This is a genomic window from Pseudomonas sp. UFMG81 (genome assembly GCF_015354575.1).
GTDB lineage: Bacteria > Pseudomonadota > Gammaproteobacteria > Pseudomonadales > Pseudomonadaceae > Aquipseudomonas.
This window is the reverse complement of the sequence record NZ_JACAFQ010000036.1, coordinates 23,544-49,915: the sequence shown is the minus strand read 5'-3', so window position 1 is coordinate 49,915 and position 26,372 is coordinate 23,544. Positions and strand designations below refer to the sequence as shown.

General features: G+C 60.5%; 20 protein-coding genes and 1 pseudogene. 13 read left to right on the top strand and 8 right to left on the bottom strand.

From position 1 onward, the window contains the following. A partial coding sequence (locus IX761_RS22180) for a hypothetical protein (protein ID WP_194791652.1) occupies nt 1-228 on the bottom strand: 228 nt, incomplete at its 3' end. Nucleotides 229-384: 156 nt separating this feature from the next. On the opposite strand from IX761_RS22180, the gene IX761_RS22175 reads away from it, so the two are divergent. Then, on the top strand, nt 385-1,344 hold the full coding sequence (locus tag IX761_RS22175; RefSeq protein ID WP_194791651.1) for a ribonuclease Z: 960 nt from the start codon (nt 385-387) through the stop codon (nt 1,342-1,344). Nucleotides 1,345-1,576: 232 nt separating this feature from the next. On the opposite strand, the gene ppk2 is transcribed toward IX761_RS22175, so the two are convergent. After that, the gene (gene ppk2, locus IX761_RS22170; protein ID WP_194791650.1) at nt 1,577-2,395 is read right to left on the bottom strand and encodes a polyphosphate kinase 2; all 819 of its coding nucleotides are present in this window, start codon (nt 2,393-2,395) and stop codon (nt 1,577-1,579) included. Nucleotides 2,396-2,594: 199 nt separating this feature from the next. On the opposite strand from ppk2, the gene IX761_RS22165 reads away from it, so the two are divergent. Both IX761_RS22165 and IX761_RS22160 read left to right on the top strand, forming a co-directional pair. Then, the gene (locus IX761_RS22165; protein ID WP_194791649.1) at nt 2,595-3,227 is read left to right on the top strand and encodes a hypothetical protein; all 633 of its coding nucleotides are present in this window, start codon (nt 2,595-2,597) and stop codon (nt 3,225-3,227) included. Nucleotides 3,228-3,403: 176 nt separating this feature from the next. Then, on the top strand, nt 3,404-3,622 hold the full coding sequence (locus IX761_RS22160) for a hypothetical protein (protein ID WP_194791648.1): 219 nt from the start codon (nt 3,404-3,406) through the stop codon (nt 3,620-3,622). A gap of 30 nt (nt 3,623-3,652) precedes the next feature. Here the strand turns inward: IX761_RS22160 and IX761_RS22155 are convergent. Beyond that, nucleotides 3,653-3,957 (bottom strand): annotated as a pseudogene (locus tag IX761_RS22155) (AEC family transporter); the annotation flags it as partial. 712 nt (nt 3,958-4,669) lie between these two features. Here IX761_RS22155 and IX761_RS22150 point away from each other — a divergent pair. From IX761_RS22150 to IX761_RS22125, 6 genes are all read left to right on the top strand, one after another. Then, nucleotides 4,670-7,438: a hypothetical protein gene (locus tag IX761_RS22150; RefSeq protein ID WP_194791647.1), complete on the top strand. Its 2,769-nt coding sequence runs from the start codon at nt 4,670-4,672 to the stop codon at nt 7,436-7,438. 26 nt (nt 7,439-7,464) lie between these two features. Beyond that, nucleotides 7,465-8,454, top strand: a complete 990-nt coding sequence (locus tag IX761_RS22145) for a hypothetical protein (protein WP_194791646.1) — start codon at nt 7,465-7,467, stop codon at nt 8,452-8,454. A 40-nt stretch (nt 8,455-8,494) separates the two neighbouring features. Next, entirely contained in the window at nt 8,495-9,064 is a 570-nt protein-coding gene (locus tag IX761_RS22140; RefSeq protein WP_194791645.1) for a protein-tyrosine phosphatase family protein, read from the top strand. 330 nt (nt 9,065-9,394) lie between these two features. Further along, nucleotides 9,395-10,693, top strand: coding sequence for an MFS transporter (locus IX761_RS22135; protein WP_194791644.1), 1,299 nt, complete (start codon nt 9,395-9,397; stop codon nt 10,691-10,693). 110 nt (nt 10,694-10,803) lie between these two features. After that, nucleotides 10,804-11,124, top strand: coding sequence for a hypothetical protein (locus IX761_RS22130; RefSeq protein WP_194791643.1), 321 nt, complete (start codon nt 10,804-10,806; stop codon nt 11,122-11,124). Nucleotides 11,125-11,173: 49 nt separating this feature from the next. Further along, complete coding sequence (locus tag IX761_RS22125) at nt 11,174-11,728, top strand: YbhB/YbcL family Raf kinase inhibitor-like protein (RefSeq protein WP_194791642.1); 555 nt, start codon at nt 11,174-11,176, stop codon at nt 11,726-11,728. Here IX761_RS22125 and IX761_RS22120 read toward each other — a convergent pair. Together IX761_RS22120 and IX761_RS22115 are read right to left on the bottom strand one after the other, a co-directional pair. Next, nucleotides 11,716-15,339, bottom strand: coding sequence for an AAA domain-containing protein (locus tag IX761_RS22120; RefSeq protein WP_194791641.1), 3,624 nt, complete (start codon nt 15,337-15,339; stop codon nt 11,716-11,718). The two genes, IX761_RS22125 and IX761_RS22120, sit on opposite strands and share 13 nt — an antisense overlap. Nucleotides 15,340-15,427: 88 nt before the next feature. Beyond that, complete coding sequence (locus IX761_RS22115) at nt 15,428-16,360, bottom strand: LysR family transcriptional regulator (protein WP_194791640.1); 933 nt, start codon at nt 16,358-16,360, stop codon at nt 15,428-15,430. Between the two features lie 115 nt (nt 16,361-16,475). Here IX761_RS22115 and IX761_RS22110 point away from each other — a divergent pair, with 115 nt between their 5' ends. Then, nucleotides 16,476-16,724, top strand: coding sequence for a DUF2790 domain-containing protein (locus IX761_RS22110; RefSeq protein WP_194791639.1), 249 nt, complete (start codon nt 16,476-16,478; stop codon nt 16,722-16,724). A gap of 2 nt (nt 16,725-16,726) precedes the next feature. Here the strand turns inward: IX761_RS22110 and IX761_RS22105 are convergent, their stop codons facing one another. After that, nucleotides 16,727-17,422, bottom strand: coding sequence for a tRNA (adenine(22)-N(1))-methyltransferase (locus IX761_RS22105; protein WP_323744598.1), 696 nt, complete (start codon nt 17,420-17,422; stop codon nt 16,727-16,729). Between the two features lie 169 nt (nt 17,423-17,591). Between IX761_RS22105 and IX761_RS22100 the strand changes: the two genes are divergently transcribed. The 3 genes from IX761_RS22100 to IX761_RS22090 all read left to right on the top strand — a co-directional run bounded on the left by IX761_RS22100 (nt 17,592) and on the right by IX761_RS22090 (nt 20,848). Next, entirely contained in the window at nt 17,592-17,972 is a 381-nt protein-coding gene (locus tag IX761_RS22100) for a RidA family protein (protein ID WP_194791638.1), read from the top strand. Nucleotides 17,973-18,132: 160 nt separating this feature from the next. Then, nucleotides 18,133-20,133 (top strand): peptidase U32 family protein, encoded by a 2,001-nt coding sequence (locus IX761_RS22095; protein ID WP_194791637.1) that lies wholly within the window; start codon nt 18,133-18,135, stop codon nt 20,131-20,133. 157 nt (nt 20,134-20,290) lie between these two features. Beyond that, complete coding sequence (locus tag IX761_RS22090; RefSeq protein ID WP_194791636.1) at nt 20,291-20,848, top strand: TetR/AcrR family transcriptional regulator; 558 nt, start codon at nt 20,291-20,293, stop codon at nt 20,846-20,848. Between the two features lie 997 nt (nt 20,849-21,845). On the opposite strand, the gene IX761_RS22085 is transcribed toward IX761_RS22090, so the two are convergent. Together IX761_RS22085 and IX761_RS22080 are read right to left on the bottom strand one after the other, a co-directional pair. Continuing rightward, a complete protein-coding gene (locus IX761_RS22085) occupies nt 21,846-23,249 on the bottom strand; it encodes an efflux transporter outer membrane subunit (protein ID WP_194791635.1) in 1,404 nt (467 codons plus the stop codon). Further along, nucleotides 23,236-26,370, bottom strand: coding sequence for an efflux RND transporter permease subunit (locus IX761_RS22080; protein ID WP_194791634.1), 3,135 nt, complete (start codon nt 26,368-26,370; stop codon nt 23,236-23,238). The genes IX761_RS22085 and IX761_RS22080 overlap by 14 nt, the downstream gene beginning before the upstream one ends. Nucleotides 26,371-26,372 lie beyond the last annotated feature (2 nt).

The window sequence follows — 26,372 nt, the reverse complement described above, 5'->3', positions numbered from 1 at the left end:
CGCCACGGAGGAGGCGGAAGTGGTGGCGGTGGTGGCCATGGCGGCAGTGGCAGCGGCGGCAGTGGTTCTGGCCATGGCGGTGCGGCAGGCGGCCATGGTGCCGACGATGGCGGCAACCACGAAGCCGGCGGCCTGCACGGTGTCGGCCACGGTGCCGATGACGGGGCCAACCATGACGCTGGCCAAGCGCACGGCGTGGGCCATGGTGCCGATGACGGCGTCAATCATGATGTCGGCGATGACCGTGGTGGCACCTGATCCTGCTTGATCCTTGGCACGGGTGCCTGCCCGGCGCCCGTGCCGCTTCACCCGCAGGGCTCGGCATGCTAGCCTCCGCGCGCCCCGTCCACCGGGGCAGGAAGCCGTCAAGTCAAGGAGTCAGGCATGGACCTGCAGTTTCTGGGCACCTCATCCGGAGTGCCCACCAAGGCCCGCAACGTCAGCGCCACCGCCGTCATCGAGTCCACCGGCCACGGCTGGTACTTGGTCGACTGTGGCGAGGGTACCCAGCATCAGCTGTTGCACAGCCCACTGTCGCTGCGCGACCTGCGCGCCATCTTCATCACCCACGTGCATGGCGACCACTGCTTTGGCCTGCCCGGGCTTCTGGCCAGCGCCGGCATGTCCGGGCGCAAGGAGCCGCTGCCGCTGATCCTGCCCGACGCCTTGCAAGACTGGGTGCGCCAAGGCCTGGCCGTCAGCGATACCTACTTGCCGTTCGAGTTGCAATTGCAGGCGCTGGAAACGTTCAGCGGCTTCACCGCCGGCAATGTCGAGGTGAGCACGGTCGAGCTGTCGCATCGAGTGCGCTCGTGGGGCTATGTGTTCGACGAGCACGACCCCGAACCCCGGCTGGACACGGCGCGCCTGAAGGCCGACGGTATTCCGGCTGGGCCGCTGTGGGGCCAGCTGGTCCGTGGCGTGGCCGTCACGCATGAGGGGCGCACGCTCGCTCCACGCGACTACCAACAGCCCACCCGCGCGCCGCAACGGATCATCGTCTGCGGTGACAACGACCGCCCCGAGTTGCTGGCCGAGCTGGCCCGGGGTGTCGATGTGCTGGTGCACGAAGCGACCTTCACCCAACCGGTGGTTGAGCGCAGCCAGACCACCTTCGGCCACAGCACCGCGGCGCAGGTGGCGCAATTCGCTGAAGTTGCTGGGGTGAAGAACCTGGTGCTGACGCACTTCAGCGCGCGCTACCAGGCCAGCGCCAACGGGCGTGGCAACTCCATCGCCGAAGTACGCGACGAGGCGCTGGCACACTACAGCGGCAACCTGACCCTGGCGCGCGATCTGCAACGCTATCACCTCGGGCGCGACGGCTGCCTGGTCGAGGCCTGAGAGGGACAAGCCAGTTCCCTCCTGGCGGAATGCCCCCTGTGTAGGAGCGGCCTTGTGCCGCGAAAGGGCCGCAACGCGGCCCCAGGATTTCAAATACGCCTTTAGACTGCCGGGGCCGCAACGCGGCCCTTTCGCGGCACAAGGCCGCTCCTACAGAAGCCTGCGCCAGACAGTTGCTCCTGCAAAGCCTTCAGCGAATCGAATACGTCATGTGCTGATCCTTAGGGATGGATCAGAACCGCTCGACCACCATTTTGAACGGATACGGCTGCGCCTTGTACTTGCCCAGCTTGCCGCGCTTTGGCAGCTCAAGCTTGTGCTTGTGGCTGAGGTCCTTGTAGGGCACCTGTTGCAGCAGGTGGCTGATGATGTTCAGCCGCGCCTTGCGCTTGTCCTCGGAGCGGGCCATGTACCACGGCGCCCAGGAGGTATCGGACGCGGCGAACATGTCGTCGCGGGCGCGGGTGTAGTCATCCCAACGGTTGTACGACTTGAGGTCCATGGGCGACAGCTTCCACAGCTTGCGCCCATCGTCGATGCGGTCTTGCAAGCGACGCGTCTGCTCCTCGGCACTGACCTCCAGCCAGTACTTGAGCAGGATGATCCCCGACTCGACCATCATCCGCTCGAACAACGGCACCACGGTGAGGAACTTGTGCGCCTGCTCGTCGCTGCAAAAGCCCATCACCCGCTCGACGCCGGCGCGGTTGTACCAGCTGCGGTCGAAGATCACCACCTCGCCGGCGGCCGGCAGGTGGGTGAGGTAGCGCTGGGCGTAGATCTGCGTCTTCTCCCGTTCGGTGGGCGCCGGCAGCGCTACCACGCGGAACACCCTGGGGCTGACGCGCTCGGTGATGGCCTTGATGGTGCCGCCCTTGCCGGCGCCGTCGCGGCCTTCGAAGACGATGCACACCTTCAGGCCCTTCTCCACCACCCACTGCTGCAACTTGACCAACTCCACATGCAGCTTCTTCAGTTCGTTTTCGTAAGCTTTACGCCCGAGTTTCGCGGCGTCATCACCCTTGCTTTGCTTTCCCTTGGCCTTGGCCATTCATGCCCCCTTCTGTCATTTGCTGAGCACCATCGCGGATCAGAGCAGTATGGATGACCTTCGGCGATTTGCCGGGCGCACAGCGGGCATGTCCACTTGCCACGATTGCAGCCGCTCTGGCATGCGGGTTTTAATCCCGTCGCCGCTGGCCTGGACCAGCGTTCGCCCCGCACTTTGGTAACTCAAGGAAGCCTTTACGATGAACAGGACGCTCGTACCGCTGGCTCTGCTGGCGACGCTGTTCGGCTGCTCGGAAGACCGGCAAGCCACCGAAACCGGCCTGCGCCAGGCCGCGCAAAGCTGGCTCGACAGCCAATACCCGCATTGTTTCGTGGTCAGCAGCTTCCCCACCCGCACCCGCGACTTCGATATCGACGGCAACAACCAGGCGTTGCACGCCCTGGCCCAGGTCGGTGTGGTCAGCGAAACAGAGATCGCCCGTACCGAAGTGCCCGCCCGCCTCTGGCAACCGGCACGCACCGACATCTACTACGCCTACGCGCTGACCGAGGAAGGCCGCAAGTACTACAAGCCCGATGCCGTCAGCCGCAAGGACGGCAGCAAGGTTGGCGGGTTGTGCTTCGGCAAGGCACAGGTCACGGCCATCGAGCAGTTCACTGCGCCAACCGAACAGGCCGGCCAGACGCGGTCACAAGTGACCTACCGCTACACGATTGCCGAGCTTCCCGCCTGGGCAGCCGACAAATCGGTGCAAGCCAGCGTCAAAGGCCTTGGCCAAGCCATCGACAGCGCCCGCCAGCCACTCCAGGCCACCGCAAGCATGGCGTTGACCAAGCGAGGCTGGGTGCAACAGCAACGCTTGGCCAATTGAGCAGTACAGGAAGACCGCGATCCTCTGTAGGCGCGGCCTTGTGCCGCGATAAGAGCTGCGCAGCAGCCCCAGGGCTCTCAAAGCGTGCCTTAATCCGGAGACAATCCGCGTTCGCCATCCTTGCCCCGCCCCGGCCGCCCAGCGGCCGTTTCCCGGTTCAACGATGGAGTCACACCATGAAATCCCTGTCCTTCGCCCTCGCCTTGCTGGCCGCCACCTCGGTCACTTCAGCCTTCGCTGAAGGCGGCGCCGAGCGCCTGCAAGCCCGCAACGAGCAGTGGGCGCAGCAACGCCAGCAGCAGGCCGAGGCGCTCGCCAAGCGCGATACCCATGTCCAATCGCAGGCGCAAGCGCCGCGCCAGGGCGATGCACTCAACAGCAAGCCTTGCAGCTGATGCCCGCGAGGGCCGGCACAGCCCCGGCCCTCACAACCACCAGGCCAGCACGGCCGGTAACCACACGAACGACAGCAGCGTCGAGCACATCACCAGGTTGGCCACCTGCTCCGGTTCACGGTTGGCCCGCACCGCCAGCAGGTAGTTGAATACCGCCACCGGCATTGACGACTGCACCACCAGCACCGCCCGCTCCAAGTTCTCCAACCCCAGCGCGGTACCCACCGCCCAGCCCACTGCCGCCCCAGCACGATACGCAGCCCACCCAGCAACAGGCCGCTGCCGATGTGCTGTGGACGAATGCTGGCCAGCGAGACACCAAGGGTGAGCATCATTGATGTTGAGTCTCCCTAGGCTTTGTACGAAAAGTGCCTGCGCGACGATCATGCTGCGTTGAAAACAGGCTGGTGCGCCAGCCCGGTCGGAATGCTCATTTACAACCCGTAAAGTCGAGCGCGACTCCGACCGTTCCTCGCCTGTTATCGCCTTGCCTGATCGCCGCTCGGCGACTTTTCGTACAAACCCTAGGGCGCTTGTGCAAATACCATCATATGCAAGCTGTGATTTCTTACCTCGTCGTAAACCTGAATCCAATTAACGGGGGCCTATTCGGTAAGCTTTATTCACGCAGAGGTCCCATTTTTTGCATGTGTGATTTTAACCTATACGGTCTACTTCCGAGCATGTGATGGGTACCACATACCCGGTGATTCCTTTTCCGACCATGGACCGGAAATCGAAAGCCGGCCAGCCGAATTCGCTTGACTAACCAAGATATAGGAAGCGGAACGCTCCAAAGCGGTTGTTTGGCTGGTTTGGTGCCCATCACCATAACGGACCCGTTGTCCAACCTCGCGAATGCCATGTCGCTCAGGCCTGGTGGCTGAAATATCGCTAACCTCTTATCAACGTTGTGAGATCCCGCCTGAGCGCTGAACGAGCGTAGCCTAAATATTGTGAAGCGCAACTGATAATTCTGTCAGTTGCCGAAAGAATATATTTCGGCAACCCTACTCCCAAAGTCATTAAATAAGTCAGGGTGCAGATATGTACAACCCATTCGAATTGAACATTCTAAACATAACATCAGGAGACGAGATTTTCTTAAAACACAAAAGAATTAACAAAACAATCCCGGTTAGATTATATTTTGAATACTGCGGCGAAACAGGTATAACATACCACGCAAAAGAAAACAAGGACACAGGAGACGAATCCACGACTACACTTTTTGGAGCATGGGACGAATTATGTTACATCGGAAAAATCCCATTTGAGCAATACAAGAAAGATATAAAAACCCCATGCATCTTAATGGGTATTGATCAATGGATATTCTTAAACGATGATGACTTCATAATTAGCGAGGCCATTGCGGAAACAAAAGAAATAATTTGGGGGAGCGCGAAAGAGTACGAGACAGCAAAGCGCCTCAGAAAAGTTAAATTAAACAAGCCTGATTATTTTCTAGCGACACCAAACATGAGCGAAAAGCAGATACATGCCTATCTGACCAGCAACCCCACTGAAAAAGCTTATGAAACCTTCACGCCCCTAAAAATTACAGCGTGGCTAGAAAGATACATGCAAGAAAAGAAGGTAATCTTCCTACCAAAAGTACTGCCTGGCGAAAGTGAGCACTTAAGCCGTGTGTTTGATGGCACACCAGTGATTGGCAACTCCTTGTTCAATGTCACCCCTGAAAAACAAGTAATCTTTTTTGCTATTGGTAATACACCTCGACTTCATTTCAAATTTAGCAACTCCATTCCTTACGACGGCACCACTGGAACCGATGGAAACTTTGGAGCCTTTGAAACTACTGGAACCGTTGGAGTTGCTTTTCATAAAAGCGTGAATGCTGAGCAACTGCGTGATGAAATTGCAAAATATTATTCGCTCGAGCCAAACGATCAAGACAAGATAACAGGGCTGGATCTAATTGCATTCGAAGTCGCATGCATAACAGCAGAAAAAAGCAAAAAAGGCAAATATGACTACCACATGATCAATCGGCTATTTTCCGACGGTGACAAAATAACAATAAATGGCATAGGATTTGATATCAAAGATATTAAGCCTGACTACTTGCATACGGACAAATTTAAAATACCTTACCGCGCTATCGACAACATTGTTGAATACGATGGACGATTTGCAATCGTCAATCAAGCACTTGAGCACTTGCGTTCTTCAGGTTGGAAACCACTGAGTAGCGCTCACTGGTCGCGCCTTAAGGAGCTCTCGTTACCAGTGTTAGCCGGCTATCACGGCAGCCCAACCCTTGCTGGCTATAGGTATTCGTGCGGACGCATAGTTACCAAGAAGCTGTACGCCGATGAGTATACAGGTGTAGAGCTGGATGATGAGTGCTGGGGGTTTCTAACGAAAAACACCAACTCCTTTCTCATTGCACGCGACCAATTAAGTAAGTCAATCACCAACGACAGAATCGACTTTGTCTATTATTACTTGCCTTCTGGCGAGACAGAGCCAGTATTCCTCAATGAACCTGACGATTCTAAAAGCACTCCTGAAAACCCAAAAGATGCTGGCACAAAGGACGAACAGTCAGCGCAAGCCCCTGAATCCAGCGATACAAATGAATCAGCTAATGGGAGTAATAGCATGGACAACGAAGAGTCAATATCTCCTGGTCAGCAGGATGATAATACCGCCCCTCCCTCTTCGACAGGCACCAGTGGGGGCAGTCACTCACAGGCACTTGAAATCAGCCGTAATTGGTATGACAGCGACGTGCCCCCCAGGATCTCCAGCGACGCCCGACCACCGGCAGCTATCAATAATGATATTCAGGTAGTGCGGCGTTTCGCTGATCAGGGAAAAAAACTTCCGACAAATTCCGATCAGCTAAGCGCTCAATATGACTCGACCTTCAAGCCAGACATCGACAAACTCACCTCGCCCAAAACCCCGAAAGACACTTGGGCAAGCCGTTTCTTCGCGGAAATTCTGAGCATTTCGACTTTTATCAATACGCACGCAGAACAATGGGGCAGCATCGAGCAGCGAATGTGGGAGCTTAATGATGAAGTTAATTCTTTTACAGTCAGCATGAGTATTTTCCTCCACAAAACCCAAGAGCGGCTTGAGGACAGTCCGACTTTAGGGGACTTTGATATACCCCTCCTGTCTATTGGGCACGAGGACAACCAGTCTAGCAAGACAGTTGCAGAGATGCTTGGGCGGCTACAGGTACTTTTTGTAGCGTTTCACCGTTCGTGCCAGATCATGGCCCACGATATTGAGGCCTTTGCAATACCCATCACGCAAACCGTCGAGCCTTGGCTTGGCGATGCAATATGCATGAGCAACCCTGATCGATGGGAGTGGATACTTTACCGACATAATAAAGAGCTCCTGGCTTTTGACAGTAAAGCAAATGACTCTTCAGCGCAAAATACTTCGGTGCTTCCCATGATTTTTTTAGGACCGATGGGGATGGTGATTCAAGCGCTAGACACGAAGCAGAAAGACCTCAAATCAGCCGCAGGAAGAAAAAATGCACTTAAAGCAATTCGGGATCACAAGCAACTCCAAGAGTTGATGGCAGGCCTGTACAACCAATCCGGATCTATGTTTGATATTTCGGTCGCTGCAGCCGGAGCCCTACGCATGCTTAATAGTCACTGGGAGGGTTTGGCCGACTTGATGGCAAGTTGTGCGAGGCTATGCGCTGAACAGCGAGATGCCCAGATGACAGGTATCCACTTACGGCGTTTCCAGCGAATGACTTGGCTGGTGGCCGTCCTTGGCGAAAATACGCAAGATGTCGCTGCCACGTTAAGAGCTTGATCAATAGTAGAGAAGGAGGGAGCTGTATGTATTCGTTTCGCTTTCAAAGCCCGAATATGTCGATCGTCAGAGACTGCAGGTCGATGCTTGCGTACTATTCAAACATTCATCTGCGATCGCTCACCATCGGCGCCCTGAAGTCCGACCTGACGTACTTATGGAGCTACTTTATTGAACTCGATCAGAACACAAGTGACGCACTCAGAAAAGCCAGCAACTACTTGGACGTCACATTCGTGAGCGACGCACTGCATGACTTCAAGCAGCACGCGGAAGACAGCGATGAGTATGAGGAGCGCTTGAGGCTCGTGATGAATGACGTAAAATGTGAGATTTATAAATGGACACATGAGATTGAAAGGTCACTGATAAATTTTTCAAGCTTCAGCTATACAGGCAATAAGTACAGGCTCCGACAACTTCGAGAAACGGTATCAAACCTGCGCAAAATTGCCGACCTCACCGCAAAAGATTCAAACTATGAAAACCTCTTGACACAAGAAAAGAAACTGAACCTGGCAATTGAAGCCTATGAAAATCAAAACCTATATAATCAGATTGAGCCTGTAGCAAAGCAGATTGGAAGCACTGTTGAATCTGGCCTGGATGCAAATTCGCCAGCCAATTTCAAAAAGGCGATGATTGTGGGTGGCGTGCAAGTCGCGCTGAGCGTACTTAAAGTCGCGTCAGACATCATTACCTATGAGCACCTTTGCTCAGCACGTGACGAAATACGAAATTTGATTGCTGGCGTTCAAAGCAATTTGAGTGACATTCAACTTCAGGTAGGTGAAAAATACAGAGAACTTAGTTTGATCGAGGACTTCGAAAACCTGCAAGCACCAAGATCCGAATTCGTTTCCGAGGTTGAGAAACTGCTAAAAGCGCATTTGGCGTTCATTGACGGATTTGTCGAAGCGTCGGGGCCGGCGCAGGAAGCTGCTCACTATATTAAGTTTGCACCCGCATTCAAAAACTACGTAAACGACACATTGCGCGCCTGGAGAAAAATTTAAATACAACAAAACCACAAGCAGACTCAATGAGGAACTGATCATGCGAATTCCCGTCTCCCAGCTACCTGCATTTAACGCCGAAGTAGCAGTCACACCTCAAAACGAAGATACGACTATATTTAGAAATTGGGTTGGCGAGCGCAATGGAAAAGTCAAAGTCTATCGCTCATCCCAACCAAACTACTCTGGAAAAGACACTGCACCGGTATTCTCTCGCGGCATAATGCGTTGGCTTACCAGCGCCAATCTCAACATAAAACTGGTCATCAGTCTTAACGAGTTCAAATTAGGCGGCGGTGGCTTTGCAAAATTTCAACTTGAGAAAATCAAATACCTTCATGTTCCGGTGGAAGACTTTGGCGTGTGCGAATTAAAGCACCTGAAAGAAGCCTGCGAACTGATGGATCAAGCTTTGAAAGCGAAAAACAGCGTTCTTGTTTTTTGTGGTTACGGACAAGGCCGCACAGGCATGATGGTTACGGCTCATGAGATTTACGACAACATAAAAAACCAGAAGAAAAAGAGCTTGCAAACTTTTCTAGATGCGTCGACCGCGGAAGAAGAGGTTCAAGAGAAGCTACTTATAGATCTCCAAAAATCATTGATTTGACTGATTTAGAATGCATTGATGATTTTAATTGCTGGATATTCTTTCGGTGTCAGACTCGCACTGAGCAGGTGCTCGCGGGCCAGCGACCTCTCGTCGCAGCCCGCAGGCTCTTGGCAAATCCGCCACACCCCGTAAAATCCCGCCTCCCTTTTCGCCCGTCGCCCACCCGGTGGCAACCGCCCGCAAGGACAGCGTCCGCGCATATGCCTCAGGCTCAACCGCCCATGCCCGGCCTCCACTTCAGGTCCAGCGGTTGACTCTTGCCCAGGTCGCACCCGTGCACGCAGCGCAGAAAGGCACTGCTTGGCTTCTTCCAACCTTGAGGTACGTATGTCTCCGCGTTTGCTGGCCATGGCGCTGGCACCCCTGCTTGGCCTGTTCATCATTGCCCTGGGCAATGGCTTCATGTCTTCCCTGACCACCCTGCGCCTGGGCGCCGCCGGCGAATCGGCAACCACCATCGGTGTGGTGTCCTCGGCCTACTTCATCGGCCTCACCCTCGGCGCAGTGTTCAACGACCGGCTGATCCTGCGCATCGGCCATATCCGCGCCTACAGCAGCTTTGCCGCGCTGATCGGCGCGACCATCCTGCTGCAGGGCATGTTCTACGACACCACCTGGTGGTCAATCCTGCGCCTGCTCAACGGCTGGGCCGCGGTGGGCGTGTTCCTGGTGATCGAGAGCTGGCTGCTGCTGGCCGGTGACGCGAAGATCCGCGGCCGCCTGCTGGCGCTGTACATGATCGCTTTCTACGGTGCCGGGGTGATCGCCCAGGCCACCCTCGGCGAGATTACCGGCTGGGGCGAGACCGCGCCGTTCATGCTCGCCGGCATGCTCGCCACCCTGTCGGTGCTGCCGATCGTGATCCTGCCGCGGGTGTCGCCGCTGCTCGACCAGGTCGAGCCGCTCAAGCCGCGCCAGTTGCTGGGCGTGGCGCCTACCGGGCTGGTGGGCTGTTTCGGTTCGGGGGTGGCCATCGCCGGTATCTACGCGCTGCTGCCGCTGTACCTGCAACGGGTCGGGCTGGACGTGGGCGAGGTCGGCAGCATGATGGCCTGGGTGATCCTCGGCGCCATGCTGCTGCAGTACCCAGTCGGGCGCTGGTCCGACCGCAAGGACCGCCAGGACGTACTGATTGCCCTGGCCGCACTGTGCACCGTGCTGTCGCTGTTGATCGTGGTGCTGCCGGTGGACACCGTGCTGTTGCCGGCGTTGCTGTTCCTGCTCGGTGGCGGTGTGTTCGCGCTGTACCCGGTGGCGGTCAGCAGCGCGGCCGACCGCGCCCCAGCCGACGCGCTGGTGCCGATGATCCAGGGCCTGCTGCTGATCAACTCGCTGGGCTCTGCCATGGCGCCGCTGGCCATCTCGCCGATGATGACGTCCTATGGCGAGGTCGGGCTGTTCTGGGCCTTCGCCGTGATCAACCTGGCCATGGTCGGCTTCTTCCTCTGGCGCCGCGGCAAGCGCCCGAAACCCGAGCACCCGGCACCGTTCGCGCCGACCGCGACCTTCTCGCCGACCGGCGCCGAACTGCGGGTCACCGAAGACCTGATGCACGCCGCCCAGGAGCACCCGACGCTGGATGCCATGGACGCCAGCGCCCATTCACCGCGTAGCGAAACGCACTGAAACCCTCCGGGCCGCCTGGCGGCCCCTGCCGACCGCCCGTCGCTCGACGGGCACCTGCGCACTGGCTATGCGGCCGAAACCATGACAGTCCATCCGACAGGAGACTCACCATGGTCCGCACTCGCCCCCTCACTCTGCTGTTCGCCCTGGCCCTGGGCCTCACATGCGCTGGCAGCTACGCCGCCACCGATATGAACAACAGCCAGCCACGCACCGAACACGACAGCGGCGACCACCCCAAAGGCAAGACGGCTGGCGAAGGCAGCAGCGTCAACAGCCCTGGCAGCGGCAACAGCAACGACAGCAGCGATACCGGCACCCATTCCGATGCCGCCGATGGCGCCGCTGGTGGCTCCAACAGCACCGGCGAGGCTACCGGCAGCGGTGCAGGCCATTCTGGTGGTACCGCCGAAGACCAGGACAGCCGCTAGCGGCGCTTGGCTACACTGCTGAACGACATCCCTGCTCTGGAGACCGGGCATGAACCTCAGGTACGGGTTGCTGTTTACGCTGCTGCCGATCGGCGCACTGGCCACGGCGCTGAACTACAGCCCGGCACTGGATATCAGTTCGTCATCCTTCACCGACGGCGGGGTGATCGCCTTGCAACAAGTCGGGGTGGAACCTGCTTGCGGCAGCGGCGAGGAGAAGTCGCCCCAGGTGAGTTGGCGCAACCTGCCCCAGGGCACCCGCTCGCTGGTGCTGGTGATGTTCGACCCCGACGGTGGCAAAGGCCTGGGCGTGGTGCACTGGCTGGCCTACAACATCGACCCGGCAGCCGGTGCGCTGGAGGAAGGTGCTGGCGGGCAGAGCAGCAAAGTGGCGGCCCTGGGGTTGAACACTCGCGGCGCCATGGCCTATCGAGGGCCCTGCCCGCCGGCGGGGGATAACCCGCATCATTACGTCCTGACCTTGATCGCCACCGACCTGGCGCCTGGCAGCCTGCCCGGGGAGCTGGATCATCGCGGCCTGATGAAGGCGCTGCAAGGCCATGCGCTGGGTGCGCAGAGCCTGGTGGGGCGTTACGGGCATTGAGTGCGCGCAGAGTCTGCTACTGGGCCAGACTGATCTGCCTGCACATGCGCCTTGAGCTGCCCGATGATATGCGGGTCGGTCAACTCCACTGTCAGTTCTCGGCGTAGAGTCAGCGAGCGGCCAGCCTTGCTTGTCGCACAATATTGATAGTAGCAATGGGACAACCAGTTCCAGCTGCCTACGGTCGCAACCCGATCATCGGCCAGCAGCAACTTCTCATGAGTACCCTCTGGTACACGGATGACATTGTCATCTCCCAGCTTGCGTCGATAGGCCTTGATGAGCCCCTCATCGCCGTCATCGGCCTCGGGGTGGTCGAGCTTTTTCCAGCCGTAATACACCTTGACGTCGACACCTCGTGCCTGTGCAGCCGCCAGTAGGCGCAAGGGCGGATGATCGTGTTGCCGGCCCTGGAAGATCCACGGCGCAACCACCACGAACGAACGACGGGCGTCCGCAAGCAGCCTTTCGAAGGCCTCGATGTGCTCGCAGTCGTGATAGAGCCGCTCGCCGGCAGGGCGCAGCGCGTCGAAGGAAGGGCTCTGGCGCTCCATGTTGACGAAGAAGGATTCGGCACACGCATTCGCCATGATCTGCAACGACTTGCCTGCCGCCACCAGGCGCTGAAAGTTACCGACCACGATGAACTGCTGCTTTGCGCGCGATACCGCCACATTCAGCAGGTTCGGTTTGCGGTTCTGGAATCCGTCCTTGTCCCCGCGTCGACAGATAACCGGGGAATAGACGATGACTTCGAAACCAACCCCCTGGAACTGATGGACCGTGCCGATCTTCAGGCTCTTGTCATGGGCCAGACGCCCTCCATACGCCTCGATCAACAGCCTCTTCTGGTTGGCATAGGGGGTGATGATGCCGACATGCTCGGTCAGGTCATAACCAGCCTCCTCAAGTTTGTCGAGCAACAAACCGATGGCCTCGACCTCTTCTGGATTGGTGCCTGGCTGGTTGCCACGGCTGCCCTGAACGCCATAGAACATCAAGTTGTGACCGCCCATGTTGGCGCAGGCCGCCTGGATGGGCGCTGCGGGCGCATCAGTGCAGACCTGCACGCCTGCATAGCCGGCAATATCCTTGAACAGCTTCGCGATCTCCGGTTGGCAGCGACGGTGTTCATCCAGCACGATGCCCGCGCCGATATCATCCACGGCTCCCGACCGTGTCCCGGCGGCACGGTGATAGGCCGTCACTTGCATGGGTGAGACCGCCTCGTACTGGGTGTTGTCAGGAAAGAAACGTGCCTTGAGTGCTTCTGCGCTGCCCTCTGCCAACGTGCGGATCGGTTCGATCTGTAGCGGGTCGCCGACCACTACGGCGCGCTCACTGCGCGCCAGCAAGGGAACCAGCGACTCCACGGACACCATGCCCGCCTCATCGACCAGGCTCATTGGATAGGGGGTGTAGCCATCGAGATCAGCCAGGCGATAACCGGCAAGCTTGTGCACGGAAGCCAGTGTCGAGGCCATGACTGGATACGCCAATGTCAGTAGCCGGTAGAACGTCTCCAGACGATCCTTCCACGCATACAAACCCGCGTCCTTGTTGCCGGCGAGCAAGTTGCACCACAGTGGCAGCACCTCGGCCAGCTGCTTCTTCTGCCTGAGCAGCTCTTGCCAGAGATAATCGACCGATAGCTCGAACAGGACGCGGTGCTCGGCAATGAACCGCAAACGCAGGACCTGCGCCCAGTCACCTTCAGGAAAGGATTGTTTCAGCGCGCTGTTGGCGGCCTGGTAGCGCCTCCAGGTAATCAGGTCCTGTTCGACGCGGGTAATCAACGCACAGAGAGAAGCGTGCGCCTTTGCCCGCTGGCTGTCCGCAGCACCTTCGCGCAGGGCCCGAAGCATTGGCTGCAGCGATGCCGTCGTCGACATCGCCTTGCGGTTGCCGGCCAGTGTGGCCAGGCGATCGGCGCTCAGGTCACTCAGACCGAAACGCCGCACGTCGTCACCGAATGCGCCGCTCAAGTGCTTCTTGGCATTGGCGTAGCGTTTCCTACGCCACCAGGCACGTAGTGCCCCGAAACGGCCTGAGGGATAGTCGGCGAAATGGTATTCGACGGAGTCCGCCAATGCGCTTTCCAGCCACGCGGTGTAATGCGCTCGGGGAAACGGCGCCTGGCTCAATCTGCCGTAGCCACGAGCCAACTGCTCACAGGCTTGCTCATAATCGCGCTGTTGTATCAATAACCGGGCATGCTGTTCACGGCTAGCAGCCTGCAGGGTTGCATAACCACTTGCATCGAGCGTCGCTGCTGTCAGCAGGCCAAGCGTATGGCCCTGCTCGGCAATGGTTCGCTGGTTGGCCACCAGGTGGTTGCCAAACGATTGAGGGGCGTTACCCAGAGCCAGACGAGCCTGGTCGATGGCTTGGCACAGCTTTTGGTAGTGCGCGAAACTCCGGTCGATCACTTCCTTGCCGGCGAGGATGCGCGCCGCAAGACCTTGCTGTTTTAAGCCATCGTGCTGCTCGGCATCGAGTTGCTTGAGCAGCGCACCGACCCGTTCCAGCTCGCTGGCAGTGCGGTTCTTGTCGCCACCCTGGAAGTACAGCCATTGCCGGTCTCGGATGCACGGATCCTTACGCAGATCGTCAATGACATTCTCCACCGCTTTGCGCGCAGTGGAGGTCACCACGAGCCCGATGTTGCGGTCGCAACCTGAAATGCAGGCTAACGCACGCTCGACCAGTTGGTTGGCGATCAGCGATTTGAAGAGTGTGGTCTTGCCTGTACCTGGCGCGCCCTGCACGGCCACCAGCGACGCGCCGTGGGCCACGTGCATCAGGGTATGCATCTGCCCGCGGCCCAGAGGGTACTTGCGCTCGAACAGGCCATATGGGAAATGCATGGATGCAGGATCAGAGGCACTACTCGCACTCTCTCGCTGCAAGATATAGCGCTGCAACAATGCCGGCAGGCGGCCTCTTTGTTGCTGCAGCGCCTTATAGTCCTTCAACTGCTCGGCAGTGTTGTAGTCAGGGGCCACCTGGGGGCTTACAAGCGCAGTCACGTGTTTTTCCAATACGACCTTCGCCCCACCCATTTCTCCCTTCAGGGAGTCGAGGCGCTGCCTGATCCAGTTGAGGAAGGCAATGAAAGTAGCCTGGAAACTGTCATGCACCTGCCCCATGCAGGCAGCAGCCAACCCCATCATGTGCTGGTCCGCACCAAGCTCTTCGATGTCCACTTCCAGGTACTGACGCAGCGCCCAGAGATTGGGTACCACCTCGGCGCCCTGCTTGACCGGCACAACCAGGTTGAGGGCTGATAGCTGCAGCGCATCGTCAGGCAAGGTGTAGCTGAACAGCGGGATGAAACAGGTGGTGCCTCTCTCGCACACTTTCAGCAGTGGGAAACCCAACTGCACGTCGTCACGATGCTCCACCTGATTTTCGCCCTGCCTGACGAACAGCTGCCGTAGTTCCTGCGTCTGCTGCTCGGACAATGTGAAGCTGAAACCCGAGATATCTTCCTTGATCCTGTTTCGTGACAACACCACACGTTGTGCTTCGTGAAGCCCCTTGACCTGTACCCTGCTCTTGCAGGCGCCAGTCGCCTCGACGAAAGCTCGCCAACCCTCGAGAACGTCCATGCTCTGTTGCTCTTGCATCTGCCCTTCCAACGTGAAGCGAAAAGTGTTGGCATTCTACGACAATAGCCCTTCGCCATCACTGAGTTCGTCAACGCCAGTACTGCGGCTGGTCGACTATTTGCTGGTGTTCCTGGAATAGCAACGGCAGTTGCTCTTTGAGGTAATCGATCCACGTGCGCACCTTGGCATCCAGGTAATGCCGCGACGGGTAGATCGCATAGATTTCCCGCTGGCGCAGCCGGTGCGGTGCCAGCAACCGGCACAGGCGCCCTTCCTGCATGGCCTGGCTGGCCGAGTAATACGGCAACAACCCCACGCCCATGCCCAGCTCGGTGGCCTTGAGCATGGCGTCGGCGACGTTGGTGAGGAAAGTGTCCTGGGGCACGATCACGCAGTTGTCCGGCCCCCGCCCGAACGTCCAGTCCTCTTCGAACAGTGGATCGACGGTGCGCAAACAGATGTGCTCGTGCAGGTCTTCGGGTTGCTTGGGCACGCCATGCTGGGCCAGATACTCGGGTGATGCGCAAAGAATGCTGTTGATGTTGCCCAGCGGGATGGCAATCAGCTGCGAATCCGGCAGGCCCTGGCCGATGGTGATCACCACGTCGTGCCCCTCGGCCAGCGGGTCGGGGTTGCGCTGCGACAAGGTCAGCTCCATCACCACTTCCGGGCAGGAGGCGTTATAGCGCGCCACCAGTGGCATCATCAGCAACCCCAGGCCGTGGGTGCAGTGGAAGCGCAGGCGCCCACGTGGCGTGAGGTGGGCACCACGGGCTTCGTCCATGGCTTCCTCGGTGAGCAGCATGATCTGCCGCGAACGCTCGAGGAAGCGCTCGCCCGCCTCGCTCATGCGCAGGCGCCGGGTGGTGCGGTGCAGCAGGCGCGTCTGCAGCTGGTTCTCCAGTTCCGCGACGATCCGCGACACCTGCGCGGCGGAGATGTCCAGGGCATTGGCGGCAGCGGCGAAGCTGCCGCATTCCACTACCCGGGCGAAGGTGCGCATCGCATGCAGCATGTCCATGGGCTGGCGCTCTCATTCATACATGAAAGGCAGCAATCTATCACGGGATAGGCCATTTATTGTGAAACGTAAATGAATAGATGATGGGCTCATCCCGTAAAACCAGGAGCCCGTCATGAAACGCTCGATCGCTGTGCTTGCCCTGTCCGCCCTCTTCGCCTCGTTCGGAGCCTTCGCCGACCAAGCCGCCAGTGACACCTACGAATACGGCATGCCGCTAGATGTGGCCAAAGTCATCTCGATCACCCCGGCCAGCAACGTTGCCGACTGCCAGGTGGGCACCGCGCACATGGTCTACCTCGACCATCAGGGCCAGACCCACGAAGTCGCCTACCGTGAGATGGGTAACTGCTCGCAGCTGTGAAATCAGGCCAGCAGCTCGCTGATCCAGCGGGCCTGAAGGGTCATCTCGCGCACCTTGTCTTCTGGCACCGGTTGCCGGGCGCGAGCGAAGTTGGCGAGAGTCTGTTGCTTCTGGCGCAGCATGCGCTGCCACTTGAACAGGAATGCCGGGCTGCGTTGTGCCATCAACAACGGGCCGAAGTACAGCTGTTCGGCGCTGTAGACCACGTTTTCACAGGGTTCGGCGACGATGATCTCGTAGTCGAAGCGATTCTCCCGCAACACCTCTTCGCAAACGATGCGGTAACCATTGTCCATCAGCCACTGGCGTAGCGCTTGCTCGCCACCGTTGGGTTGCAGCACCAGGCGCTCATGCCCGGCCAGGTATTGCTTGCCGGCCTGAAGAATCTCGCGAATGGTCTCACCGCCCATGCCGCAGATGCTGACACAGGTGATGCCATCGCCCGGCTCGATGGCCGCCAGGCCACTGGCCAGGCGCACGCTGGCCTGCTGTTCCAGCCCGTTGTCACGTACTGTGCGCAGGGCCGATTCATATGGCGTCACCGCCACTTCCCCAGCCACCGCCGCGGCAATCGCGCCACGGCGCAGCAGCGCCACCGGCAGGTAGCCGTGATCCGAGCCGATATCGGCCAGCCGTGCACCGGCTGGAATATGCGCCGCCACGCGCTCCAGGCGCATGGACAATGTGTGTTCGTTCAACGGTGGCCTCGTGGTCGCCAGCAGGGTCCGGCCGTACGGCCAGATCGGGGACGCGATTCTGACCGGCGTCGGCGTGCATTTCAAATCCACGCGACCAGGCCCTGGCTCGACCCTGGCGTGGCGCTCGCGTAGGCTTGCCGGTTTCCCTCCGTTGCAAGGCGAAATTCCCATGGCAAACCAAGACATCATCTACACCCCCGACCCGGACGCCGACTCCATCTCCTCGGATGTAGCCGAGTACAACGGCATCCTGGTCAGCACCCAGATCCCCGTGCAGGCCGACGGCAGCCTCGAGCTGGGCGATATCACCACCCAGTGCGAATGCACCCTGCAGGCGCTGAAAGTAGCCCTGGAACGCGCCGGCAGCTCCATGGACCGGGTATTGCACCTGACCATCTACCTCACCGACATGGCTGACCGTGCGGCATTCAACGAGGTGTACCAGCGTTTCTTCAAGAAGCCCTGGCCGGTACGTGCAGCCGTGGGCGTTGCCTCGCTGGCCTTCGAAGGCATGCGCGTGGAAGTGACGGCGATGGCGGCCAAGGGCTGATCCGGTCACGTCATCGCGGGGCAAGCCCGCTCCCACGACCGGACCTGTGTGGGAGCGGGCTTGCCCCGCGATCAAGGCCACCCAGCACCCTGGGCGTGCCCCCAGCGCATTTCACCGCTACAATGCCCGCCTTACCGTGACAGCCCGAACCTATAACGACATGTCCCTTCCAAAGCACCACCTGGAACTGCTCAGCCCTGCCCGTGACGTGAGCATCGCCCGCGAGGCGATCCTGCACGGCGCTGACGCCATCTACATCGGCGGCCCGAGCTTCGGCGCGCGCCACAACGCCTGCAACGAAGTCGGCGAGATCGCCGAGCTGGTCGAGTTCGCCCGCCGTTATCACGCGCGGGTGTTCACCACCATCAACACCATCCTCCACGACAACGAGCTGGAACCGGCGCGCAAGCTGATCCACCAGCTGTACGACGCGGGTGTCGATGCGTTGATCGTGCAGGACCTGGGGGTGATGGAACTCGACATCCCGCCGATCGAGCTGCACGCCAGTACCCAGACCGACATCCGCACCCTGGCGCGAGCCAAGTTCCTCGACCAGGCCGGTTTCTCGCAGCTGGTGCTGGCCCGTGAGCTGAACCTGCAGGAAATACGCGCCATCGCCGCTGAAACCGACGCGGCCATCGAGTTCTTCATCCACGGTGCGCTGTGCGTGGCCTTCTCCGGCCAGTGCAACATTTCCCATGCCCAGACCGGGCGCAGCGCCAACCGTGGCGACTGCTCCCAGGCCTGCCGCCTGCCGTACACGCTCAAGGATGACCAAGGCCGCGTGGTGGCGTTCGAAAAGCACCTGCTGTCGATGAAGGACAACAACCAGACCGCCAACCTGGCCGACCTGGTCGATGCCGGCGTGCGCTCGTTCAAGATCGAGGGCCGCTACAAGGATGTGGGTTATGTGAAGAACATCACCGCCCACTATCGCAAGGAGTTGGACGCGATCCTCGAAGGCCGCCCCGAACTGGCCCGTGCTTCGAGCGGGCGTACCGAGCACTTCTTCGTGCCCGACCCGGACAAGACCTTCCACCGCGGCAGCACCGACTACTTCGTCAGCGACCGCAAGATCGACATTGGCGCCTTCGACTCGCCGACCTTCACCGGCCTGCCGGTGGGCGTGGTGGAAAAAGTCGGCAAGCGCGACCTGCAAGTGGTCACTGACGTACCGCTGAGCAACGGTGACGGCCTCAACGTGCTGGTCAAGCGCGAGGTGGTGGGCTTCCGTGCCAACATCGCCGAGCTCAAAAGCGAGTCCGAGGAAGACGGCCAGAAGCGCTACCGCTACCGCGTCGAGCCCAACGAGATGCCCGAGGGCCTGTACAAGCTGCGCCCCAACCACCCGCTGTCGCGCAACCTCGACCACAACTGGCAACAAGCGCTGCAACGCACTTCGGCCGAGCGCCGGGTGGGCGTCGAATGGCATGCGGTACTGCGTGAGCAGCGCCTGATGCTGACCCTCAGCAGCGAGGAAGGCGTAAGCGTGCAGGTGGCCCTGGACGGCCCGTTCGGCGTCGCCAACAAGCCGCAGCAGGCGCTGGACCAACTGCACGACCTGCTCGGCCAGCTGGGCACCACCATGTACCACGCCAACGCCATCGAGCTGGACGCCCCGCAGGCGTACTTCATCCCCAACTCGCAGCTCAAGGCCCTGCGCCGCGAAGCCATCGAGGCGCTGACCGAGGCGCGGGTCAAGGCCCACCCACGGGGCGGACGTAAGGCCGAGACCACACCGCCGCCGGTGTACCCCGAGTCGCACCTGTCGTTTTTGGCCAACGTCTACAACCAGAAGGCCCGCGACTTCTACCACCGCCATGGTGTGCAACTGATCGACGCCGCCTACGAGGCCCATGAAGAGCACGGCGAAGTGCCGGTGATGATCACCAAGCACTGCCTGCGTTTCTCCTTCAACCTGTGCCCCAAGCAGGCCAAGGGCGTCACGGGTGTGCGTACCAAGGTCGCGCCGATGCAGCTGATCCAGGGCGATGAAGTGCTGACGCTGAAGTTCGACTGCAAGCCCTGCGAGATGCATGTGATCGGCAAGATGAAGGGCCATATCATCGACCTGCCTACCCCAGGCAGCGCCGTGGCCCAGGTGGTCGGGCACATCAGCCCGGAAGACCTGCTCAAGACCATCCCCCGCGCGCCGCACTGACGGCCTTGTTCGCCGGCAAACCTGCTCCTGTAGGAGCCGGCTTGCCGGCGAACAATCCCCACTTAGATACACAATTGTCTCATTCGAGACATTCCCGCTTGATCCCGCCTGCATTTCCTGCACAATGCCAGGCATGCGATCAATGCGAGGCATTTCAATGCAACCTACGCCCCATGACGAACGCCTGCTCAAGGCCCTGGCCCACGCTATCGTGGTCCATCCCCGCGCCACCCTGAAGGCACTGGCCGAAGCCGCCGGTGTCAGCAAGGCCACCCTGCACCGCTTCTGCGGCACCCGCGACAACTTGATCGAGATGCTGGAGAACCACGGCGAGCAGGTGCTCAACCAGGTCATCCGCAACGCCGACCTGGAGCACGCCGAACCGTTGGCGGGTCTGCGGTACCTGATCGCCGAGCACCTCAAGCATCGTGAAATGCTGGCCTTCCTGATGTTCCAGTACCACCCGGACACCTTGCTCAGTGACGGTGAGGACCGGCGCTGGCATGCCTATACCCAGGCCATGGACGCGTTCTTTCTGCGTGGCCAGCAGCTGGGGGCGTTGCGGATCGACATCAGTGCGGCGGTGTTTACCGAGATGTTCCTCAGCATGATGTTCGGCATGGTCGATGCAGAGCGCCGTGGACGCTCGGCCAGTGCGGCCTCGGCGCAGGCGCTGGAGCAGTTGTTTCTGTATGGGGGGCAGGTTCGGGGCTGAGATGAGGTCGCGGTCGCGGTCGCGGTCGCGGTCGCGCATCTAGTGTGGGGGTGTTGGTATTGCGTGAATATCCATTGGCGAGGGTGACGCTGATTCACCTTTCCGCCCTTACGGCGGGTAACTTTTTGAAGGATCAAAAAGTCACCAAAAAATCCTTGCTCCATCATCCGGCCCCTACGCTTCGCTTCGGGGTTCCCTCACTCCGGCCTTGCTCCCGCGTGGACGCACCGAAGGGCCATCCATGGCCCATCGGTGCTCGATGGGCATCCATGCCCATCGCCCCGCTCCGCAAGTCCTACGTTCGGCCTCCTGAAGTCGCGTTTGGCGGTGACTGGACTATCGCGCGCTTAGAAGCAAGAGCAAGAGCAGCGAGTTTTAAATTGTTATTGATGTGTTGTTTGTAATGGCCTATTCGCCGGCAAGCCGGCTCCCACAGTGACCGCGTGAGTTTCGAGTTCAGCGCCACCCTGTGGGAGCTGCGGTTCGCCGCTGCGACTTGCCAGTGATTGCCATTTGAAGTTCAACAAAACAATCAACTAGCGACAGCTGCGCCAATATAGGCGCCGCCCCTAACTTCGCGACTTCAGGAGGCCGATCGGAGGGCTTGCGGAGGGAGGCGACGGGCATGGATGCCCGTCGAGCACCGATGGGCCATGGATGGCCCTTCGGTGCGTACTCCCGGGAGCAAGACCGGAGTGAGGGAACCCCGGAGCGAAGCGCAGGGGCCGTATGATGGGAGCGAGCGGTTTTGCTTACTTTTTCCAAGAAAAAAGTAAGCCGCCGTAAGGGCGGAAAGGTGAATAAGCGTCACCCAAGCAAATGGATATGCTCACAACTTTGAAACCACCAACTAAGCAACTAAGAATTACTCCTGCCCCTACCGATGTAACGCACAACCCTGCCGCCCCCACAATTACATGAAGAACCAAAAAAAAGGCCCCAGGGCAAAAAACCCAGGGGCCAAGCGGTTGGAATCCCCAACCAAAGGAGTCGTTACCTACCCCTGCCTCGACCAACCACCCCCCAGCGCCCGGAACAAGTCGACCAAAGCCAACTGCCGCTGCGTACTGGCCTCGATCGAAGCCGCTTCGTTCACATAGTGGCTACGCTGCGCATCCAGGTAGCGCAGGTGGTTATCCACCCCACCCTCATACCGCGCCCGAGCCAACTCAAGCGTGGCCCGGCTGGTATCGGCCAACGCCCGCCGCGCAGCCTCCTCACGGCGCAGGGTGTCGGTGGCAGCCAGGGCATCGGCCACCTCACGGAAGGCGGTCTGGATGCTGCCCTCATAGGCGGCCACCGCCGAATCCTTGCGCGCCTCGGCCAAGCTCAGGCCAGCACGATTACGCCCGGCATCGAACAACGGCACGGACAGCTGCGGCATGAAGCTCCAGCTACGCGACCCACCGTCGAACAACCCAGACATCTGCGCACTGGACGTGCCAAAGCTGCCGGTCAGGCTGATACGCGGAAAGAACGCCGCCCGTGCCGCGCCGATATCGGCATTGCGCGCCCGTAGCAGGTGCTCGGCGGCAAGGATGTCCGGGCGCCGCTCGATCAGCGAAGAAGGCGCGCCAGGGGCGATGTCCTGCAGCACCATCGGCGTGTCCAGGCGCTCGCCCGGGATCGCCTTGCCCACATCCTGGCTACCCAGCAGCAATACCAGGGCGTTATAGGCCTGGCGTTGCTGACGCACGATCGCCTCCAGCTCAGCCCGCGACTGCTCCACCAGCCCCAGCGCCTCTTGATGATCCAGCGCGGTGGCAGTACCGGCAGCACGGCGCTGGCCGACCAGGGCCAGCGAGTCCTCGCGGCTGGCCAGGGTCTGCCGGGTCAGGGCCAGGCGCCGTTCGGCGCCGTCCAGGGTCAGGTAGGCCTGACTGACCTCGGCGACCAGCGCGATACGCCCGGCACGGCCGGCCTCCTCGGTGGCCAGGTACTGCTCCAACGCCGCGTCGCTCAGGCTTTTCACCCGGCCGAACAGGTCCACCTCGTACTCCGGCAGCGACAACCCCACCTGATAGGTGCTGCTGACACCCTCGCGGCCGTCGCTGGCCAGGCTCGCCGGCAGGTGCTGGCGATTGCCGGAGGCTCCGGCATTCAACCCCGGCACCCGGTCGGCGCGCTGGATACGGTACTGCGCCCGGGCCTGCTCGATGTCCAGCAGGGTCTGGCGCAGCGAACGGTTATTGGCCAATGCGGTGTCGACCAACTGGCGCAATGCGGGATCGACGATGAACGTCTGCCAGTCCAACTGCTCCACCGCCAGGCCGCGATGGCCGGCGGCATCGCCCCACTGCGCCGCCACTGGCGCTTCCGGGCGCTGGTAGATCGGTGCCAGGGAGCAGCCCGCCAGGGCCAACGCCAGCACAAGCGGCATGACTGAGTTACGCATGACCATCACTCCCGGCCTGAACACCGACAACCTTGGGTTTGCGCTTGAGCAGCGACAGCACCCAGACAAAACAGATCGGCACGAACACCACCCCCAGCAACGTCGCGCTGAGCATGCCGCCGATCACCCCGGTACCAATGGCACGCTGGCTGGCCGCACCGGCGCCGGTGGCGATGGCCAGCGGCACCACGCCGAGGATGAAGGCCATGGAGGTCATCACGATCGGCCGGAAGCGCAGGCGCGCGGCCTCGATGGCGGCGTCACGCAGGCTGTAGCCCTTCTCCCACAATTCCTTGGCGAACTCGACGATCAAGATCGCGTTCTTCGCCGCCAAACCAATGATGGTGATCAGGCCAACCTTGAAGTACACATCGTTGGGCAGGCCGGTGAGCATCACCGCCCACACCGCGCCCAGGGCGCCGATCGGCACGATCAGCATCACCGTCAGCGGGATCGCCCAGCTTTCGTACAACGCCACCAGCAGCAGGAACACCACCACGATGGCCAGGGCGAACAGCCCGGCGGCCTGGCCGCTGGACACCTTTTCCTGGTACGACAGGCCCGTCCAGGCGTAGCCGATACCCGGTGGCAGCTCACTGACCAGCCGCTCCATTTCGGCCATCGCCTGGCCGGTGCTGTGGCCCGGCGCGGCGTCGCCGGCGATACGGATCGACGGGTAGCCGTTGTAGCGCACCAGCTGTACCGGGCCTTCTTCCCACTTCGTGGTGACGAATGCACCGAATGGCACCTGCTCGCCGCTGGCGTTCGGCGCATACAGGCGCAGCACGCTTTCCGGGGTCATGCGCTCACCCTGCTCGGCCTGCACCACCACGCGCTGCTGGCGCCCGGCATTGGTGAAGTCGTTGATCACCGCCGACCCGAAGGCGGTGGCCAGGGTACTGTTGATGGCCTCGAAGCTCACGCCCAGGGCGCGGGCCTTCTCGCGGTCGATCTGCACCCGCAACTGCGGTGCCTCGGCCAGGCCTTCCATCATCGCGTAGAGAATCACCGGGTTGCCGTTGGCCTGCGCCAGCAGCTGGTCACGGGCCGCCAGCAATGCCTCGCGGCCCAGTCCGCCACGGTCCATCAGGCGCAGGGCGAAGCCACCCGAGTTGCCCAGGCCGTCGATTGGCGGTGGCATTACCGCCGTGATGGTGCCGTCGCCGTTGGCGGCGAACTGCTCATTGATGGCTGCGGTTTCGGCTTCGGCCGACTGCGACTTGTCACGCAGCGACCAGTCCTTGAAGGTAGGGAATGCCAGCGCGGCGTTGTCACCCTGCCCCGAGAAGCTGAAACCACTGACGATGAACGAGCTGGCCACCGCCTCGCGGGACATCAAAAATTGCTCCAGCGCCTCGGCGGTGTGGTCGGTACGTACCCGGCTGGCACCCGGCGGCAACTGCACGTCGACGATGCTGTAGCCCAGGTCTTCAGCCGGCACGAAGGCCTCCGGCAGGCGTACGTAGGAGTAGCCCAGTACCACCAGGATGCCGACATAGGCCAGCATCCAGCGCCCGGCGCGGGCCACCAGGGCACTGTTCATCACCGAGTAGCGCTCGGTCACGCGGGCGAAACCGCGGTTGAACGCCCCGAAGAAGCCGCCCTTCTCGTGGTGCCCGTGGGCCACCGGCTTGAGCAGCGTGGCGCACAGCGCCGGGGTGAAGGTCAGGGCCAGGAACCCGGAGAACAGGATCGACACCGCCAGCGACACGGAGAATTGCTGGTAGATCACCCCCACCGAGCCGGACATGAATGCCAACGGCAGGAACACCGCCGCCAGCACCAGGGTGATGCCGATGATCGCCCCGGACACCTGCCCCATCGCCTTGATGGTCGCGTCCACCGGCGACAGGCCCTCCTCGGCCATCAACCGTTCGACGTTCTCCACCACCACGATGGCATCGTCCACCAGGATGCCGATGGCCAGCACCATGCCGAACATGGTCATCATGTTCACCGAGAAACCCAGCAGCTTCATGATCAGCAGCGTGCCCAGCAGGCACACCGGCACCACGATCGACGGTATCAAGGTGTAGCGCACGTTCTGCAGGAACAGGAACATCACCAGGAACACCAGCACCATGGCTTCGATCAGGGTATGGATGACCTTTTCGATGGCCACGTCGACGAAGCGCGAGGTGTCATAGGGCACTGAGTACTCGACACCTTCGGGGAAGAACTGGGAAAGCTCCGCCAGGCGTTCCTTGACCAGCGTGGCGGTCTGGATCGCGTTGGCCCCAGGGGCCAGCTGCACCGCACCGGCTACCGCCGGGTGACCGTCCAGGCGCGACGACAGGTTGTAGTTCTCGCTGCCAATGGCCATGCGCGCCACGTCGCCCAGGCGCACGCTGGAACCGTCCGGGTTGGCCCGCAGGACAATAGCGGCAAAGGCTTCTGGTGTGTCCAGCGTGCCCTGCACCGCCAGGGTCGCAGTCAGTTCCTGCTCGCTGGCACCCGGCGTGCTGCCGAAGCTGCCGGCCGGCACCTGGACGTTCTGGCCACGGATGGCGTTGTTGATGTCGTCGATGGACAGGCCATAGCCCACCAGCTTCTGCGGGTCGACCCAGACCCGCATGGCCGCTTCCGAGGCGAAGAACTGCAGCTTGCCCACGCCCGGCACGCGCAACAGTTCGTTGTTGATGTTGCGCGCGGCGTAGTCGGCCAGCGCCGTGGTGTCGCCGCTATCGGCGAGCTTGCTGGTCAGGGCGTAGATCAGCAGGAAGCCTGCGCTGGCCTGCTCGACCTTCAGGCCCTGGGTCAGCACCGCCTGGGGCATGCGTGCCTCGGCCTTCTTCAGGCGGTTCTGCACATCGACCTGGGCCATGTCCGGGTCCACGCCCGGCTCGAAGGTCACCAGCACCTCGGCGACGCCGTTGGAGTTGTTGGTGGACTCGTAGTACAGCATCCCTTTGGCGCCGTTGAGCGACTCCTCGATGATGCTGGTCACCGACTCCACCATCACCTTGGCCGAAGCCCCCGGGTAGGCAGCGGTGATGGAGATTTGCGGCGGTGCCACGCTAGGGTACTGGGCCACCGGCAGCGCCGGTATCACCAGCAGGCCGGCCAGGGAAATGAACAGCGCCACGACCCAGGCGAAGTTCGGCCGATTGATGAAGAACTTGGACATTT